The sequence below is a fragment of the Providencia sp. AGC89 genome (genome assembly GCF_053543535.1).
Genome location: NZ_JBIXLP010000003.1, coordinates 1 through 16,305, shown reverse-complemented (window position 1 = coordinate 16,305; position 16,305 = coordinate 1). Strand labels below are relative to the sequence as shown.

Genomic DNA, 16,305 nt, shown 5'->3' with positions numbered 1-16,305 from the left:
CTCATGGCGCTCGTGCCTGTTGGGGACGTTTGGGGGATAGGACGTAAACTAGCAAAACGCCTGAATCAAAGTGGAATTGAAACAGCCTTGGATTTAAGTCGGTTGTCAACGACCCAGGCGCGCCAAATGTACTCAGTGGTATTAGAGCGAACCGTGCGCGAGCTGAACGGTGAATCGTGTCTTCAGCTGGAAGAAATCGCGCCCGCTAAGCAGCAAATTATTTGCTCCCGTTCGTTTGGCCATAAAGTGATGGATTATGAGTTAGTTCGCCAATCGGTGTGTGCCTTTGCAGAACGCGCTGCAGAAAAACTGCGGGAAGAAAAACAGTATTGTCGGTTAGTGACCTTGTGGGTGCAAAGTAGCTATTTTTCTCACCATGAACCGCACTATTATCGACAAGAGACTCAAGCGCTCATTTACCCCACACAAGACACACGCGAGATTATTCAGGCGGCCGTGTCTTTGTTTGACCGACTTTGGCTCCCAAATGTGAAATACAGCAAAAGCGGCATATTGCTCAGTGAATTTTCCCCTTCAGGGCAAGTGCAACTGAATTTATTTGAGAGTGGCCATCGTTTTCGTAAAAGCAGTGAACTGATGCAGACGATTGACCAGATTAATCGCGGAAAAAGTGCTATCTGGTTTGCAGGTCAGGGTATTCAATCACAATCCGCTTTATGGAAAATGAAGCAGCAATTTCTCTCGCCCCGATGGACAACGCAATTCTCGGATATTCCTATCGTAAAATGCTAATCATTGGGTGATGTTTTTTTGAGCAGTGTTGATATTCATTCATTAATCAGGCTATTAACCTTGTTATTAACAGGGCTATTTCAAGTTATCCACTGATTTTGTGGATACGCTTTTTTTTGCGTTTCGGGGCAACGGCTTCATGCTGGCATTGAGCCAGGCTTAAGCCGAACTCCGGATTGACCCCATTTACACACAGTTGGCGCAGGTTCCCCGTACACTCCCGTTCTCGCGCCTGTTTGGGGCGCGCTCACTGGCTCGCCAAATGTGGAAAATGGGGACAACCGGCTTGAAAGGTCAACCACTGCGCCTTTTACCGTTTTCAACGTGGCGCAAAGGGCAGGGGTGCAGCTCCCTGCGGGACCGCCCCTGGTTCACTGCTTAGCTACGCTAAGCGTTAATGGCGACTTGCCGTTCGCTTCTCTCGCTGCAAGTCGGGTGCTGTCATTTTCATCACCTGTGTGATTAATCTTTCATCGAGCACCTCCGCTTGGCCTAAAACATAGCCTCATCTCGTCATACAGCAAGCGTAAAGTGCACTCCACCAAAATTCTTGTCGCTGCGCTTTCCAACAATTTTGTCTCCGCCCTTGCTTCCTTCCTCGTCTCGGCTATGTACGGCCTTTGCAGCGGAGGAACTCAACGAAAGAAATCATTAACACGGTGGAGGATTCAAAAATGTCATCACATCAAAACCTTGCAGCTCCAGAATCTAACGAAAGAAGGGTTAAAAACCCACTGACGGATAGTCAGAAAGCCGATTTATTGCATTACATTGCGCCATTAACACGGTTATTGGATTTATTCGAGGGGGATATCTCACCTGAGTTGTACGACGAAGAAATCACGCTGCACAGTGATGCATACGATTCCAACAGTATTTTTATGAAAAACGGTTATCCGATTGGCTTTAGTGACAATTTAAACAACATGTTCTATCTGCGTCCTGAACTGATTCAGGCATCTTAGGTGCTAAGAGAGCCTTGTCACTCTCTTAGCAAAGACACATTAAAAACAATAGAGGTATCAATTATGTCTACATTAGAAACTATCATTAACCCAAAACAACGTAAAGCAAAAAAAGGCACAAAATCCGCACAAGCCGACGCGATTTATCAGGCATTGGACAGTATGGAAGCGCATGTATTGCCGTTATCGGCATTGGTACAGAGTGAACTCAATGTCCGTAAACGTCCAATCGACGAAAAAGCCTTGTCCGAACTGGCAGACAGTATTCAAGCGGTCGGGGTATTACAAAACTTAGTCGTTTATCCGATGGATAATGACGTCTACGGGGTTGCAGCGGGTCAGCGTCGTTTACTGGCGTTACAACAATTGGTGGCAAAAGGACATTTAGCGTCGAGTTTCCCTGTGCCTGTCAAAGTGGTCTCAGAGTCCGATGCGCTGATTATTTCCCTGACGGAGAACAGCCAACGTGAAGCCATGCATCCAGCCGACCAACTTCATGCTTTTATCGAGCTACAAAAAACAGGCAAAAATGCGTCTGAAATCGGTGACTTATTAGGGTTCAGCACTCACCACGTAAAAAAATGTCTGCGTTTAGCGAATATGGCACCCGAGCTGTTAGCCGAATTGGATGCGGATAATATTACCCTTGACCAACTGCAAGCCTTAACAGGCACTACTGACCATGAACGCCAAGTAATGGTATGGAACAATGCCTTTGGGTGGAAAAAAGAGCCACGCTATTTACGTGAAGCGGTCGAAGAAACCAAAACCCCTGCCGAAAATAATCGACTGGTGAAGTTTGTTGGATTGGATGCCTACGAGCAAGCAGGGGGAACCCTTGAAATTGACCTCTTTACCGAAGCAGGATTTATTGAAAACGCCCCACTATTAGAAAAATTGGCACTCGATAAACTCACTGTTTGTGCGGAACTCTTAGCGGATATTGAGGGTTGGCAGTTCGGTACTGCCCGTTTAGAGCGTCCGAGTTTTTACGGTAATGACGGGGAAACCTTGTCTATCTGCAATGCCCCCGATGCGGTGTTCTCTCCTGAATTTGCGGATTTAGTGACTGAATTAAGTGCCCGTGAAGATGATTTACGCCAGCAATCAACGGAAGCAGATGACGAAAATGAACAAGCTGACCTTTACCAAGCGGCAAAAGAGTGTGAACAGCAAATTGCTGATATTAAGCACCGCGCTAAAAATATGACGTGGTCAGCCGATGAAAAAGCTACAAAAGGTGTGGTGATTTATCTCGACCGTGACGGTGAACCGTGTGTTGTCCGAGGTGTGATTAACCAAGAACAGCGGGAGCATCAGAGCAGAGAAGAAGAATGCACTTCTGAAAGTCTGAATGAGCAATCTACCGTTCCTGTTGAGACTGAGTCCACTTACAGCGCAGCGTTGTGCAAAAGTCTTTCTTCGGAGCGCACCTTAGCCGTTCAAGCGGCATTAACACAACATCCAAACGTGGCACTGGCGATTTTGGTGCATGATGCGTGTATTCAGGTATTTGGTTCACCGTATGCCAAAACCGCATTTAACATTAAATTTTCGCTTTCTCAGGAGGAGTTACTCAAAAATGCCCCGACCGCCCAAGACAGTGAAGCATTGCAATTACTTAATACGCAATTTGAGTCATGGTCAGCGCGTCTCCCTGACGCATGGCAAGCCGATTTTTCGTGGTTGTTGTCATGGGAGCAAGCGGATTTAGTCGCATTACTGGCATTTTGTTCCGCGCAAACGTTGAGTGAAGTCAATCATCATGCTCCGTACGATAACACATTAGCTAAAGGCTTGCGCCCAATTGAGCAGGCGATTGCCTTCGATTTCCGCCAGTGGTGGCAGCCAACCAAAGCCAACTTCTTTGGGCGTATCAGTAAAGACCAAATCAGCGATTGTTTAGCCGAGGCAGGCGCATCAGATAAAGCCCTTGAAGCCGTCAAAATGAAAAAAGGGGATGCTGCGGAGTTGGCTGAAAATACCCTTAAAGATACCCATTGGTTGCCGAGCTGTTTTCTCGATGTAAATGCTGACACTCACCACACCGATAACGCGCAATAATCAATATGGAGACACTGCCCGAAAGGGCAGTGTGAATAATCATGACAACGATTCCAAATCACTTAGCCCTTGTTCCCTTTAATGACCGTCAATATGCCGCCGCAAAAGCCATCCTTTTTGTTGAAGATAAAATACAAAAAGGGCAACACCAAAAACGTTATCCCTATGCGTGTGCGTTAATTCGCTTTTTTACGGGCAATAAAGGGGCTATCACCGCGAAAGATTTGCACTATACATTGGTGTTATCTTTTGATGATAAACGTGAAATGCCGTCAAAAAATCGCTATCTTGCGGCTTTAGATACGTTTGTTCAGTCCCGTGGATATCTTTGTCCGTTGCCGTTGTGCGATCATCATGTGCGCGATTTTTTCCCTGAGCTGGATTACCGTGACCGTGAACGGCAGGGGCGAAAAATTCAGTCTCAAGTCCAAGTGGTGAGCCGTGCCAGACAAAAAGCCCAAATAAAAGCGCAGCAACAGTATCAAAACCGATTAGCGCAAGCCGAAATTGAGTTAGCCTTTATTACCCCCAGTGAATTTAAATCGTGGTACAACCGGTTTAATCATGATGGGATTGAAGAGTATGATTTGATTGAGTTGCTTGTGAACTGGACGACGCGATTTAGGCATTTAAACTTGCGAAAATACCTTGATTTTGCCCCGTTATGGTCGGCACTTTTGGATTTTAATGATGAAATTGATAACCGATCATACGGTGAACAATTACTGGATGGTTATGCCATACCGAATAAGTTAACCCGTCAAAAGGGCGTTGACGATGAATGAATGGAATGTGGTTTTACTCGAAACTGAAGACAGTTTGGTGTTAATGATGCGGGGTGAGCAATCAAAAGAAACCGTCATTAATTCAGCGATTGCAGCAAATGAAATTTCACAGAGTGACCGTGAAACGTGGTTAGTGTGTGAAGATATCAACGTGGGGTATTACAAGGCTGTGCCTAGAGAAGGGTATGCGACCTATTATTACCCCGTCAATCAGGGAGTTAAAGGGGCATTTTTAGCAACCTGTCTAGTCTTATTATGAAAATGCCGACAACCTTTTGTTTTGATACAGTCGAGGAAATCCGTCGGTAAGGATGATAGGAATGGGAAATATCGTAAGTGAAGTGTCAGAAATCATCAAGCAGCACCAGTTTGAGCTTGGTTATCTGAAATTCTGTGAAATACAGTACGGCGTAAAAACCCGATATGTCGCTGCGAAAATAGGACTTTTTGTTTGGTTTTTAACGTTAACGGTGGGTTCTGCATGGTTGATCCTAACCAATTTACCCATTTTGGGTCTAGTTGTACCTGTGGTAGTGGTTTATTGGTGGCTGAGTATTTATCTTTTTATTGAATTAAAGCTATATCTCTATTTAAAGAGTGAATGGAAACTCAATGCATTATTGAATCAATATTCACCGATGAATGTCGAGTTATACCGCGCGTTGCAAGAAAATGTTCGGTATTCTCCCGACCATTTTCTTGTTGAGCTTAAGATATGGTTGGCAAAAGAAAGTCAGTATTTCGGTGTAAAACCAGTCAATGTGGTTAAAAAAAGATTGAGTTTTACTGAGCGAGTGATTAAGTAAGTGACAGCTTTAACTTTAATAACAATAAGTTGAAATTTTCATCATGAAAATGCAATAACCCTTATGGGTTCCTACGGCAGCTCGATTTCGTCGAGCTGTCGCCTACACTCCAACGCCATTCGTTATACGAATGGGTTTTCGCAGAGCCGCAAGCGTCTCTGTCCTTCGGATAGCAAGCGAAACCTAACTACACGGCATTTCGTGCTTCGCACGGCCGTTAAGGACGCCACGCGTTGCGTGTCGGCCGAATTCATCCTTATCTACAGGTTTTTATCTCTCTGTAAGTACTTCCGCTAGGGCTTAAACATAGCCTCAACTCGTCATCCAGCAAGCGTAAAATGCACTCCAGCAAAATTCTTGTCGCTGCGCTTTCCAACAATTTTGCTTCCGCCCTTGCTTCCTTCCTCGTCTCAGCTATGCACGCCCTTGCCGCGAAAGAACTCACAGAGAGATGATTTAAAACTCGCAGGTAAACCAGGATGCTTTCGGAGAACGTCAACACCGCCGCTCCTGAATCTTCAGAAAGATAATTTTAAAGGAAAAAATATGAAGCTCAAAAATTTCAATAAAGACAGTTGGGTAGCAAAATGCGAACAAGCCCACAAAGAAGCATCTAAAGGATGCGGACTAAGTGATGTTTTATTTGAGGAACGATTTAACCAATTGGTAGATAGAGCAATAAACGCTTTACCAAACAGACACCATAAAAAAGCCATCCTAATTGCAAAAAAACTGGGTTATCAGCCGTTTGATACAACAGAAGAAATTGAAAATGACATTGATTTTGATTTGGGAATTTGCTCACACGGCATTGCCATAGATTGTTGTCCCGCAGGCTGTGGAGAAATCTAATTATTCTAATAAGAACAATTCCTACTGATTAATTAGAGTGAGTAGGAATTATCGCTACGAGATTCTATCTATCAACCATCAATAAGGAGTTTTTATATGTATCACGCATTAGAGCAGTATGAAACAGACAGTTACCAAGAAACGCAAAGCGCGGAAATAATGTATTGGGTCGGACGCGAACAAGCTGCCAAAACTATTCCGACAGAAATTACCTTAATGCAATTTATGGATGCGTTATCCGTTATGCCCCCACTGGATTGGCAAGGTAACAACAATACAGAGTCCTTTAAATTGCAAGAAATGGTCATGGGGAATGTGACTGATATTTTTGTCAAAGTGGACGGGCGTTATTTCACGTTTAGGGATGTATCAACGTTATCTCACGCGCAAATTGTATCGCGTGTGCGTTGTGCTGGACTGCTGGCGCAACAATGAAAAAAGCAGGCTTTCGCCTGCTTAATCCGTGCCTTGAGACGCTTTTTTGCAGGAAGAAACTCAAGGCATATCATCAACTCAAAGGAGAAACTCCGATGAATACAAATATCATGGCATACGCTGCCAAATCTGTAAAGCCACAAATGTCCGTCGTGTCAAAGCGTCGGGTCGTGCGTCACGATATCGCCATCAGTGAAATTGAGCCGTGTTATCGGTCAATGGCACGGCATATCGACAAACAACTTAAACGAAAACAGCCCGTTCGCATCCCTGCAATGAATAACCAGTGTTTAGGGCAATTATTACGCTGTTTAGAACTGCGTAAATCGTGGATTTAAGTTAACTCACTGCCCCTGTTTTTGCTTCAGGGGCAGTTTTGGAGCGTCGATATGTCACAATTGAGTTTTTTTGATGTAGATTTAAGTCAACCCGCGAAAGTAGCCAGTCCTCTTATCTCAGGTTCGCCCAGTAAGATAGACACAAAGACAGACAAAATAGTCGAGAAAGCAAACCTAACCACGATTAACGCCAAATCAAAGCGCAATTTTCACAAGGAATTTATTCAATTATTTAATCAAACGGCACGTTATCACAGTCGCTTAGACGTGTTTCGGGATTTTATTCATGTTTTCGCAATAGCCTTAGAAAACAGCGTGAAACAGTGTCCTGAATTGGAACAAACTTACTTTAACGTGATTGCACGTTATGAAAGAGCCGATTTAGATGTATTCGCCAAATTAATGGCAATTTGTGTTAATGCATTAGACAGTCAAGCGACTGATTTTTTAGGGGAACTCTTTATGTCACTAGAACTTGGCGAAGGGGCATGGGGGCAGTTTTTCACACCATTTCATATCAGCCAGTTAATGGCAAATTTTATCATTGGTGATTGCAGCAAGATAATTGAAAAAAATGGCTATATCAGTGTGTGCGAGCCAACGTGTGGCGCGGGCGGAATGGTAATTTCCTGTGCTAATTCTGTTTTACAGCAAGGCTATAACCCACAAATGCAAATGATTGCGGTATGTACGGATATTGATGAAGTTGCCGCCCGAATGTGTTACGTCCAACTGGCATTATTGGGGATACCTGCGATTGTGAATATCGGTAACAGCTTAACGTTGGAAGTCCGACAAACACTGTATACCCCGATGTTAATGTTAAATTCATTCCGCTTTAAATCCTTTCTAACAGCCTAATTCACGTTATTTTCAAGGGGATTTATTCCCCTTTTTGCGCATCGGCTTAATCCTGGCATCGAGCCAGGCTCAATCCGAAAAAGACAACCCCTGCGCCTTTTAACGCTGACGCGTGGCGCAAAGGGCAGGGGTACAAGCTCCCTGCGGGAGCTGCCCCTGATTAACCGCTTAACGTTGTTAAGCTCAAAGGCCGCCTTGCGGTTCGATTCTCTCGCCGCAAGTCGGGTTGTGTCATTTTCAGCCACTGTGTTGTTAATCTTTCGCCAAGCCCCTCCGCTCGGGCTTAAACATAGACTCAACTCGTCATCCAGCAAGGGTAAAGTGCACTCCAGCAAAATTCTTGCCGCTGCGCTTTCCAACAATTTTGCCTCCGCCCTTGCTTCCTTCCTCATTTCGTCTATGCACGCCCTTTGCAGCGAAGGAACTCAACGAAAGAAATCATTAACCCAAAGGAGACACTAAAATGACTCAACAACAAAACCTTGCAGCTCAAGAATCTAACGAAAGAAATGGAAAAGACGAAATCGTAATCACGGCTATTGAGGTGAAGAATGCTCAAGCCCGTTTAAAATTTTTACCTTCAAAATTAGGGCGGTATTACATTGCATTTGAAAATGCAATCTATAACTGGATGACTCGGAACGCCGTAGCCTATAACGGCGGGTATTGGGATTTTTATACGTTGTCGAATAACGGTTTTTATTTACAACCGACAAAAGGCTATATGCTCACTTCACCGAATGGATTTATGGACGATGTGAGTGCTCAAGAAGCGGGCATTATTGTCACCTTAATGATGTTAAGTCATTTTTCATTTGTGACCTATGAAAAAGAACATCACGAAGATTGTGAGCGTATTTCTGCTTATTTTCATCAATTACGGGATTTTATTTTTACATTATCCCCTGAATCCCAAACCAAAATATTAAACGCCATTGATTAACGCTATCCCGCGCAAGTCTCAGGCTTGCGCTTAATTGAACATCATCAATTAATAAATCAGAAAAAGGTAAACGAATATGGAACAGCAAACATTATTATCGGTTGGTCAAGTGGTTTATACTAATTTATATAATCTCGGCAAGGGGGTTATTGTTAATATTCATGGCGAGCAAAAAACACAAAGCATAAAGAATATGTATAATGTTATGGTCACAGGGGGTAATGCTGAATTTGATATCGTATTCTTTAATGGGAATAAAACTAATCGTTTGCCGGAAAGTATTTTGCACGGCATACAATGGAAAATTGAAGATGAAATGGTTGAACAAGAAACAATTAAATCATTAATTGAAAAAGCGGAAGCACATGAACAAGCCGAGAAAGCCGAAGAAGAACAAAAACACAAAGAATTTAATCAAGGTGTCGAATTTCAAAAAAACAATAATCAAAATTCACACTTAACACAGATAACCTCTAGTTTAGATAATGAAGTCAAAATAGTCGGTAAAAATATCCGCGCTGAATTAAAAAAACATTTTCCAAAAACAAAATTTTCAGTGCGTAAACAACATCACAGTACTTACCATATATCATGGACAGATGGTCCGACAGTTGATGAAGTGGAATCTATAATCAATAAATATGAAACATCGCGTTTTGATAGTTATACCGATTATCATTATAGTGAGACATCACCTTTTAATGTAGTTTATGGTGGTGCTGATTATGTTTTTACACATCGGGATTATAGTGATGAAATAATCGCATTGGCTATCAAATCATTGATTGATAAATATGGCGAGTCATATGAGTTTGATACCGCGCTAATGACGGTTGAAAATTATCATCAAGGAATATTATACAAAATAGGACGAGAACAAATTATTGGGAATGATGGGATAGGTGGAGAAATTGGTCGAGTATTAAGAAAAACCAGTTATTAAAGAAAGCGCGCCATAAAGGCGCGTTTCTCGTTTTTATACTAAGCCACATGCATTACTTAATATTAAACGTGATTATAGCGTTAAAAATAGAAAGTAAAAGGAGTAAGTTTAGTTATTTTTTTTAATGTTAAGATAAATGTGATAGACCTCAAGCGCATATTGATTTCTTTTTTGTTCTTGAATCTCGGATTTTTTCAATCCTGCATTATAAGCCCCTACGCCTTTCCAGATATCCCCTTGTATGAGAATAAACTTCGCCAGATAAAATGCGCCCGTATAAATATTCAAACACGGATCTAACCTTAATTGATTTTCGGTAATGCCATACTGTGCTAATTCATTAAAGTTTTGCGAATGAATTTGCATTAAGCCAATAGCGTATCGCGTCGGTGAAGCTTGGTTAATCGCATTAGTTTGAAATGAGCTTTCACGAAAGGCAACTGCACGTAATAAATCAGGGTCAATTTGATAATCATTTTCTGCTTTATCATAGCAATCAAACGAAAATGAAAACGGTGAAAAAAATAACGCAATGAGAATACAGATTATTCGCATATAAAACCCCATTTAATAATAATTTCTCTTAGCTCAGAATCGCCCATTTTAATTAAAAAATAAAGCACTATTTAAATGCAAGCCAAAAGAAAGGAGGAGCAATAAATATGCTCCTCTGAAAGAAAGAATTCACACCCCACGCAAAATTTCATTTTGCAAGAATTTATCATTAATTCATGGTGTTGATTCAAAACAAATGGGTGAAAATTTTGAAATTTTTAGTGCTAAGCCCATTACTAGCCCACTAATAGCGTCTATATGTGGGCTAAATAGATGCACTTTGTGTGTTTTGTTAATAATATCAAATAAATATAATTTTTTGCTAAATTTAGTGGTCTAATTGTGGTCTATTGTAATATACTGTTTATATGTGATTTATTTTTTATGATTGTATTTGGTGGGCTATTTGTGGGCTGTGTGTAATTGATCGCAGCCTACAACTAGCGGCTAGTGGAAACTAAGGAGATAAAAGAATGCCTCGTCAACATATATATATGAAGCAAAAAACATTAGATGGTATTCGTAATTTTGTGGATAAACGGAAAGCGGATGGCGCTGATGCAAACATTTCCAGTGTTGGGTCTGAGTTATTGGATATCGGATTGCGCGTTGTTGAGAATTTAGAAAAAGACAAAGAAGGGGATGATGGGTTATCTTTAGAGGAGCGTTATAAAAAACAGTTATTGGAAGAGGTGACTAAATCACGTCAATGTATTCAAATTTTATTCAAAATGATGTTTGATTTAACAGAAATCAAAGAAGACAATCGGTATAATTATCGAGAGTATATTGAGGATTTTAAAAATAGAACTCAATCTATATTTGATGAGTATTTTCCTGAGAGTTAGGAGTACATATGGGATTATTTAATTCGGAACCAAAAGTTTATCGAGATTTTGATAATAGAGTATTTATTGGAAGTTCAGTAAGTAATGCGAAGATGATTACTAATCTAGGGTTGGTTAAAGTTTCTGTTCCGGTTCAGGGGGTAAGTTTTTCTTTGAAGATGAAGTTTTAAAAGATGAATTATTGAGTTTTGTATTGATAATGGTGGAAATGCAATTATTAATTTTAGAGTTGAAACAGGACTACTTCAGGTGGTCGGGATGGTTTTCTAGTTTTATTATTGCGTATGGGGATGCTGTTTTTATTGAATATAATGATTGATTTAATCTGTAAATATAGGTATATTTACCTTAAGTAATATTGATTGCTTAATTAAAATTTAAGAGTCGCCCAATAAAGGAGTTTGCTCCTCCCTTATTGAGCTAAACAGATAACCGAAGCCTAAGAGGATGGTTACATGTCTATTCATGATCCTATTGATCTTGATGTGATATCTCAAGCTGTTTTTGCTTTTATTGCTTGTTTTTTTCACTTATGTTTATTTTTTTTTGATATCTGACGTAGATAACGTTGTTTTATCTGTAGCTCATTTTAAACTGTTCACTCTATTTTATGTTCCCAAAAACTTCATCATCCAATCTTGGTTTTACTCTTTCATTCATTGAATTATTTATCTCTATACATTTTTTTATTGCAATAGCATTAGATGTATTTCTTTCGTTGTTAAAATAAAAAGTTTTATATTAACTATATGCGATAAGTACTAATTTCCTTTTGATTATTTTTGTTTTTTAAAAGATGTTTTATTTGATGATAAATTGGCTTTTATTTATTTGATTCATGTTTTGATATTTTAAAAATCATGGGTTTGTTGATGTTATGAATGGGGTTGCGTGGTTAGTTATTTGTCTTTTAGCAAAGGCTATATATGTAATGTTATCTTTTATATTTTGAACTATTAAGTCTTCAGTTGGTCGTCTTTTAGGTATTTATAAACTAGAATCTATGATCGAGATTTATTGTTTGATGTTGTTTATATTTTTGGGTTGTAGTTTTTTATCTCTTAAAAAATTATTGTGTCGGTTTCACGTGACTGTGTGTTTACAGTGGTAAAATGGTCTTACGTAACTTATTTTACTTTAGTAGACTCCAGCTAAAAGGAGTCAAAATGAAAGAAAAAGAATATAAGTCGGTCACAATAAGTGTGCCGATTAGTGCTGAAACAAATCGTTTATTAACAGAATCCGCCAAACGAGCACGACGCTCTAAAAAAGTCGAAGCCGTTTTACGATTATCTGATCATCTACGACTTGTTGAACATATTGAAGGGAATTACCAAGAGTTGTTAATTAAATATTAATTTACTCTATTACTGGGTTTATTCCATTTTGGTTTTTATTTTTGTTGATTACACACAGCAACAGGATCGCTTTGTCTAAAAAAAGGTAATGCACACCTGGGGCGGTAGCTTTACCCAGAGCCAGGAAAAATTATCGCGTTTTATTTCTTTATTAAGTTAAGTGTTATTTGTTTTAAGAATTTTCTGGATAAGGGAATAAAGCGAGCTAATTAGCTCAGTCGTTTAGGTTTTATTTATTTATTTTACTTCATAGGGCATTTAATAAGAGGATATATTATGAGTCAAATTGCTATTGATTCACCGGTAACAAAAAGAAAAGGGTTATTTGCACGTGCTTGGAATTCACTGAATTCTAAAGCGGCTAAATCCTTGTATAAATATGTTGCTGCTCCATTGGTTTTATGGATGGCAGCGCGTGGTTTTGCACAAGCGGCCGATTTAGCAAAAGCAGGTGCAGCGGATGCAGGCGATACCTTCGGTGAAGGGTCATCCGTGATGTATTACATCATGATCGGTGAAGCGGTGTTGGTGTTCTTAGCGTTTATGCGCGCACAAAACCCGGCATTACTCCTGCTCATTCCTGTCTTTATTGTGGGAACCAAAATCGTCTTTGGTTTAATTGAAGCACCATCAACAGGCGGTTAATGGATAAGGAGTTGGATGATGGAAAACGAACGTGCCCAGCGATTCATTTTCCCTCAGACATTAACCGAGCAAGGCGGTATTCTTCCATTACCCAATGATGAAACCGCCGTTCTACTAGGCCCCATGTCATGGGGCTTTTATGACGGACATTACATGACTGGCCTTGTGGTTGGTACGTTGCTCTGGTATGCCCTGAGGTACTTCAAGAAAGGGCGGGGAAGTCAGTGGTTACTCAATGCCTGTTATTGGTACTTACCCGCCTACTGCTTCAAAAGTATTTATAAAACTCTCCCTGACTCTGCGTTCAGACTTTATTTAAAATAGGAAGGAGGCTGCCATGAAACTGAGCGCAGCTAAATCCGCCACGAAATACACCTCGTTACTGTTTATTACACTGACCTTTATGTTAGGCCTCAGTTTGACTGGTAATATTTTCGCGTGGCTGAGATTAGATGATTTACTCAATAGTCGACAAGAAACGTATATCCCGATGTTTTTTGATACCCCATTTACCTTAACGCGCTCCCATGCGGATGCGAACTACCTTGAGTCCGTCGCGCAGTCGTTGTTGTTTCTACGCTATAACATCAGTCCCGAATCGGTCAAAGCAAACCATCAATCCTTATTACGGTATGTGGCCAAAGAGGCGCGTCCAGAAATGCAAGATGTGTTGGCGGTCGAAGCGAAAGAAATCATCAATAACAACGTCACCTCGGCATTTTATATGACCAAAATGGAAGTCTATCCCGCTGACGGCATTATTGATATTCAAGGTGATCTGAAAACGTGGATAGGTAAGCGTGAGTCGCTACCTGAACATAAAAAATTGCGGTTGCATATTAAATATGCCAATGGAATTAGTGAAGTGATCAGCTTTGAGGACATTATTGATGAAGAAAAAAAGTAATCCGATAAAGCTTCTCTGTTTAGCGCTCGCATTTTGTGGTTTTGTCTCGACAGTACGTGCTGAGCCAATGGCGCAGTTGCCAACCCAAATTCCGGTATCTCCGGACTCACAAGTAAAAGTGGGGCTGAGTAACAGTGAACCGAATATGTTGGTTGTGCCAGGGGATAGAATTGTGGCCATCGACAGTGCTCAAGGCATGTTTATCAATGGCAATCAAAAAGGGGCAACAGGTGTTGCGAATGGGGGCGTGGTATTGATGACCGCACAAACCAAACCCTTTACGTTTTACGTCAGAACAGCAGGGGGCTTAACGGTATCTGTTGTGGCAGTTCCGCAAAAGCGTGATGGTCGCGTGTTGCAGTTCATTTCCAATCAACCAGCACAAAGTGCCGTCGCTAAACGTTGGGAGCGCGCTTTACCGTATCCACGTGTCTTAGTTGAAATTCACAAAGCGTTACTGAATCAACAAACACCAAATGGGTTTATTCCCGCACCCGTGACGGCTTTACCGTCATTCACATTACCGTCAGCCTATCGTGTGACGGCAAACAAAATGTGGAATGGTGGTGAGTTGCGGGTCTACCAACTGGATGTGATGAACACCAGTGCCGTCTCACAACCGCTAAGTGAGCGATTATTCAATCAACACGCGGTGCGCTCTGTCGTTATTTATCCGTATAGCGATACCGTGTTGGCAGGTGCCACGGCAACGGTCTGGTTAACCGTCAGTAATGAGGTTGAAAATGGCAAATATTAATGTTCGCGCAAAGCGAAAACAAACGGCGTTGTTTGTGTTATTGGCCTTGGGATTAACGGGGCTTGGCACAGCAGCTTGGTACATGAGTTTACCCGCGAAGCCAAAAGCAGCCACAAAGCAATCACGACCCGCTCCCAACATGACAGGCGTAGTGACATCCTCATTTGATAAGAATGTGGGAAAATCAGCGATGGCGGATTTGCAATCCACGGCGTCTCAAATGGATAAGCAAATGAAGCAAGTGAACGCCCGTATTACGAAACTGGAACAAGAAAACCGTGCGTATCGCGATAAAATTGCTGAGCAGGATAAAGAATTAACTGCCTTAGGTGATGAACTCACGAAAATGGGAAACGATTTCATACACGGTGATAGCAATAACGGTTTGCCTCAACCGCAGCAACTGCCCGTAGGAACACTACCCACGCCGAATGTGCAAGCCAGTCAACCGATTATTCCGCCGCCAACAGCATTTTATCAAGGGGGGCAATATCCTGTCGGGCAGCCGCAAATTAATGTGAATCCCGTACTAAAACAAGGTTTATCCTCGATGACGATTGAGTATGAGGATGAACAGGAAAACACCGATTTACCGGATTTGCCCTACATCCCGTCAGGCAGTTTTGCTAAAGCGATGGTGATTGAAGGGGCTGATGCCAATGCTTCAGTGACGGGAAACAGTAATCCCTCTCCGATGCAATTTCGGTTAACAGGCAAGCTGATTATGCCGAATAATGAAGAATATGATTTAAGTGGTTGTGCCGTTACCGCTGGGGTGTATGGCGATATTTCCAGTGAACGTGGATTAGTGCGTACCGACCGACTGTCTTGCAAACTGTTTGGTCATACCATTGATATGCCCTTTAAAGGCCACGTCTCTTTTATGGGGAAAAATGGTATTAAAGGTGAACCGGTCATCCGAAATGGTGAGTTAGTCGGCTATGCCTTTGGCGGTGGCTTTATTGAAGCGGTCGGTTCTGGTTTTTCAAAAGTGGGTGATAAAACAGTGGGGATTGGAGCCAGTAGTACAACCACGATGGCGGATGTGGCGCGCGGTGGTGTTGGCGGTGGGGTGCAGCAATCCGGAAAAATGTTATCGGAATATTTCATTAAACGCGCTGAGCAATACCATCCAGTTATCCCAATCGGTGCGGGCATTGAAATTACCGTGGTATTCCAAGAAGGTTTTCAGCTGAAGTTTATTGAACAAATGAAGAAAGCCAAATCGCAAAAGCAAGAGAGTCAGTCGCTGGAAAACTCCATTAACCAAGGTATCACCGTTTCAAAACAAGCATTAGAGCGGATTTCTTTAGGGGATGCCGTCCCCGTTGAGAATAGCCCGCAGTAATAGACGTCCTTTCATTATTTATTCTTAATTTTCATTGTCATCATTCAGGTACAGCCCAATGCAAAACCGAATTCGTCAGCTAAAAAAGCGGATGCGTTTGAGTACGTTACTTATGACACTCATTACGATTTCTCCGGCCGCG

At 41.5% G+C, this 16,305-nt stretch carries 20 protein-coding genes; 19 read left to right on the top strand and 1 reads right to left on the bottom strand.

Annotated elements, in window-relative coordinates; translation table 11 throughout:
* From ACIPUA_RS01210 to ACIPUA_RS01155, 12 genes are all read left to right on the top strand, one after another.
* Nucleotides 1-753, top strand: a 753-nt coding sequence (locus ACIPUA_RS01210) for a DinB/UmuC family translesion DNA polymerase (RefSeq protein WP_449059210.1), incomplete at its 5' end; no start/stop codon positions are given.
* Nucleotides 754-1,427: 674 nt separating this feature from the next.
* Nucleotides 1,428-1,718, top strand: coding sequence for a hypothetical protein (locus tag ACIPUA_RS01205; protein ID WP_449059209.1), 291 nt, complete (start codon nt 1,428-1,430; stop codon nt 1,716-1,718).
* 63 nt (nt 1,719-1,781) lie between these two features.
* On the top strand, nt 1,782-3,782 hold the full coding sequence (locus ACIPUA_RS01200; RefSeq protein ID WP_449059208.1) for a ParB/RepB/Spo0J family partition protein: 2,001 nt from the start codon (nt 1,782-1,784) through the stop codon (nt 3,780-3,782).
* A gap of 41 nt (nt 3,783-3,823) precedes the next feature.
* A complete protein-coding gene (locus ACIPUA_RS01195) occupies nt 3,824-4,567 on the top strand; it encodes a plasmid SOS inhibition protein A (RefSeq protein WP_449059207.1) in 744 nt (247 codons plus the stop codon).
* The gene (locus tag ACIPUA_RS01190; RefSeq protein WP_449059206.1) at nt 4,560-4,826 is read left to right on the top strand and encodes a hypothetical protein; all 267 of its coding nucleotides are present in this window, start codon (nt 4,560-4,562) and stop codon (nt 4,824-4,826) included. The genes ACIPUA_RS01195 and ACIPUA_RS01190 overlap by 8 nt, the downstream gene beginning before the upstream one ends.
* 61 nt (nt 4,827-4,887) lie before the next feature.
* Entirely contained in the window at nt 4,888-5,373 is a 486-nt protein-coding gene (locus ACIPUA_RS01185) for a hypothetical protein (protein ID WP_449059205.1), read from the top strand.
* A 546-nt stretch (nt 5,374-5,919) separates the two neighbouring features.
* On the top strand, nt 5,920-6,225 hold the full coding sequence (locus tag ACIPUA_RS01180; protein WP_272662663.1) for a hypothetical protein: 306 nt from the start codon (nt 5,920-5,922) through the stop codon (nt 6,223-6,225).
* A gap of 96 nt (nt 6,226-6,321) precedes the next feature.
* A complete protein-coding gene (locus ACIPUA_RS01175; RefSeq protein WP_449059204.1) occupies nt 6,322-6,660 on the top strand; it encodes a hypothetical protein in 339 nt (112 codons plus the stop codon).
* Between the two features lie 95 nt (nt 6,661-6,755).
* The gene (locus tag ACIPUA_RS01170) at nt 6,756-6,998 is read left to right on the top strand and encodes a hypothetical protein (RefSeq protein WP_449059203.1); all 243 of its coding nucleotides are present in this window, start codon (nt 6,756-6,758) and stop codon (nt 6,996-6,998) included.
* 51 nt (nt 6,999-7,049) lie between these two features.
* On the top strand, nt 7,050-7,859 hold the full coding sequence (locus tag ACIPUA_RS01165; protein WP_449059202.1) for an N-6 DNA methylase: 810 nt from the start codon (nt 7,050-7,052) through the stop codon (nt 7,857-7,859).
* A 463-nt stretch (nt 7,860-8,322) separates the two neighbouring features.
* The gene (locus tag ACIPUA_RS01160) at nt 8,323-8,802 is read left to right on the top strand and encodes an antirestriction protein (RefSeq protein WP_449059201.1); all 480 of its coding nucleotides are present in this window, start codon (nt 8,323-8,325) and stop codon (nt 8,800-8,802) included.
* Nucleotides 8,803-8,878: 76 nt separating this feature from the next.
* On the top strand, nt 8,879-9,745 hold the full coding sequence (locus ACIPUA_RS01155; protein ID WP_449059200.1) for an LPD29 domain-containing protein: 867 nt from the start codon (nt 8,879-8,881) through the stop codon (nt 9,743-9,745).
* A gap of 108 nt (nt 9,746-9,853) precedes the next feature.
* Here the strand turns inward: ACIPUA_RS01155 and ACIPUA_RS01150 are convergent, their stop codons facing one another.
* Nucleotides 9,854-10,300, bottom strand: a complete 447-nt coding sequence (locus ACIPUA_RS01150) for a transglycosylase SLT domain-containing protein (RefSeq protein ID WP_449059199.1) — start codon at nt 10,298-10,300, stop codon at nt 9,854-9,856.
* A 473-nt stretch (nt 10,301-10,773) separates the two neighbouring features.
* Between ACIPUA_RS01150 and ACIPUA_RS01145 the strand changes: the two genes are divergently transcribed.
* The 7 genes from ACIPUA_RS01145 (at nt 10,774) to ACIPUA_RS01115 (ending at nt 16,163) form a co-directional block, all read left to right on the top strand.
* The gene (locus tag ACIPUA_RS01145) at nt 10,774-11,148 is read left to right on the top strand and encodes a relaxosome protein TraM (protein ID WP_449059198.1); all 375 of its coding nucleotides are present in this window, start codon (nt 10,774-10,776) and stop codon (nt 11,146-11,148) included.
* Nucleotides 11,149-12,314: 1,166 nt separating this feature from the next.
* Nucleotides 12,315-12,506 (top strand): TraY domain-containing protein, encoded by a 192-nt coding sequence (locus ACIPUA_RS01140; RefSeq protein WP_036965549.1) that lies wholly within the window; start codon nt 12,315-12,317, stop codon nt 12,504-12,506.
* A gap of 276 nt (nt 12,507-12,782) precedes the next feature.
* Nucleotides 12,783-13,151 (top strand): type IV conjugative transfer system pilin TraA, encoded by a 369-nt coding sequence (locus ACIPUA_RS01135; RefSeq protein WP_449059197.1) that lies wholly within the window; start codon nt 12,783-12,785, stop codon nt 13,149-13,151.
* 18 nt (nt 13,152-13,169) lie between these two features.
* Entirely contained in the window at nt 13,170-13,475 is a 306-nt protein-coding gene (gene traL, locus ACIPUA_RS01130; protein WP_210847205.1) for a type IV conjugative transfer system protein TraL, read from the top strand.
* A gap of 13 nt (nt 13,476-13,488) precedes the next feature.
* Complete coding sequence (traE, locus tag ACIPUA_RS01125) at nt 13,489-14,058, top strand: type IV conjugative transfer system protein TraE (protein ID WP_449059196.1); 570 nt, start codon at nt 13,489-13,491, stop codon at nt 14,056-14,058.
* The gene (locus ACIPUA_RS01120) at nt 14,042-14,815 is read left to right on the top strand and encodes a TraK domain-containing protein (protein ID WP_071548955.1); all 774 of its coding nucleotides are present in this window, start codon (nt 14,042-14,044) and stop codon (nt 14,813-14,815) included. Before traE ends, ACIPUA_RS01120 begins: the two co-directional genes overlap by 17 nt.
* On the top strand, nt 14,802-16,163 hold the full coding sequence (locus tag ACIPUA_RS01115; RefSeq protein ID WP_449059195.1) for a TrbI/VirB10 family protein: 1,362 nt from the start codon (nt 14,802-14,804) through the stop codon (nt 16,161-16,163). Before ACIPUA_RS01120 ends, ACIPUA_RS01115 begins: the two co-directional genes overlap by 14 nt.
* Nucleotides 16,164-16,305: the final 142 nt, after the last annotated feature.

Excerpts from the sequence above, each read along its gene's own strand:
- ACIPUA_RS01205 (WP_449059209.1), top strand. The coding sequence starts at position 1,428 with ATGTCATCACATCAAAACCTTGCAGCTCCAGAATCTAACGAAAGAAGG.
- ACIPUA_RS01200 (WP_449059208.1), top strand. The coding sequence starts at position 1,782 with ATGTCTACATTAGAAACTATCATTAACCCAAAACAACGTAAAGCAAAA.
- ACIPUA_RS01195 (WP_449059207.1), top strand. The coding sequence starts at position 3,824 with ATGACAACGATTCCAAATCACTTAGCCCTTGTTCCCTTTAATGACCGT.
- ACIPUA_RS01190 (WP_449059206.1), top strand. The coding sequence starts at position 4,560 with ATGAATGAATGGAATGTGGTTTTACTCGAAACTGAAGACAGTTTGGTG.
- ACIPUA_RS01185 (WP_449059205.1), top strand. The coding sequence starts at position 4,888 with ATGGGAAATATCGTAAGTGAAGTGTCAGAAATCATCAAGCAGCACCAG.
- ACIPUA_RS01180 (WP_272662663.1), top strand. The coding sequence starts at position 5,920 with ATGAAGCTCAAAAATTTCAATAAAGACAGTTGGGTAGCAAAATGCGAA.
- ACIPUA_RS01175 (WP_449059204.1), top strand. The coding sequence starts at position 6,322 with ATGTATCACGCATTAGAGCAGTATGAAACAGACAGTTACCAAGAAACG.
- ACIPUA_RS01170 (WP_449059203.1), top strand. The coding sequence starts at position 6,756 with ATGAATACAAATATCATGGCATACGCTGCCAAATCTGTAAAGCCACAA.
- ACIPUA_RS01165 (WP_449059202.1), top strand. The coding sequence starts at position 7,050 with ATGTCACAATTGAGTTTTTTTGATGTAGATTTAAGTCAACCCGCGAAA.
- ACIPUA_RS01160 (WP_449059201.1), top strand. The coding sequence starts at position 8,323 with ATGACTCAACAACAAAACCTTGCAGCTCAAGAATCTAACGAAAGAAAT.
- ACIPUA_RS01155 (WP_449059200.1), top strand. The coding sequence starts at position 8,879 with ATGGAACAGCAAACATTATTATCGGTTGGTCAAGTGGTTTATACTAAT.
- ACIPUA_RS01150 (WP_449059199.1), bottom strand. The coding sequence starts at position 10,300 with ATGCGAATAATCTGTATTCTCATTGCGTTATTTTTTTCACCGTTTTCA.
- ACIPUA_RS01145 (WP_449059198.1), top strand. The coding sequence starts at position 10,774 with ATGCCTCGTCAACATATATATATGAAGCAAAAAACATTAGATGGTATT.
- ACIPUA_RS01140 (WP_036965549.1), top strand. The coding sequence starts at position 12,315 with ATGAAAGAAAAAGAATATAAGTCGGTCACAATAAGTGTGCCGATTAGT.
- ACIPUA_RS01135 (WP_449059197.1), top strand. The coding sequence starts at position 12,783 with ATGAGTCAAATTGCTATTGATTCACCGGTAACAAAAAGAAAAGGGTTA.
- traL (WP_210847205.1), top strand. The coding sequence starts at position 13,170 with ATGGAAAACGAACGTGCCCAGCGATTCATTTTCCCTCAGACATTAACC.
- traE (WP_449059196.1), top strand. The coding sequence starts at position 13,489 with ATGAAACTGAGCGCAGCTAAATCCGCCACGAAATACACCTCGTTACTG.
- ACIPUA_RS01120 (WP_071548955.1), top strand. The coding sequence starts at position 14,042 with ATGAAGAAAAAAAGTAATCCGATAAAGCTTCTCTGTTTAGCGCTCGCA.
- ACIPUA_RS01115 (WP_449059195.1), top strand. The coding sequence starts at position 14,802 with ATGGCAAATATTAATGTTCGCGCAAAGCGAAAACAAACGGCGTTGTTT.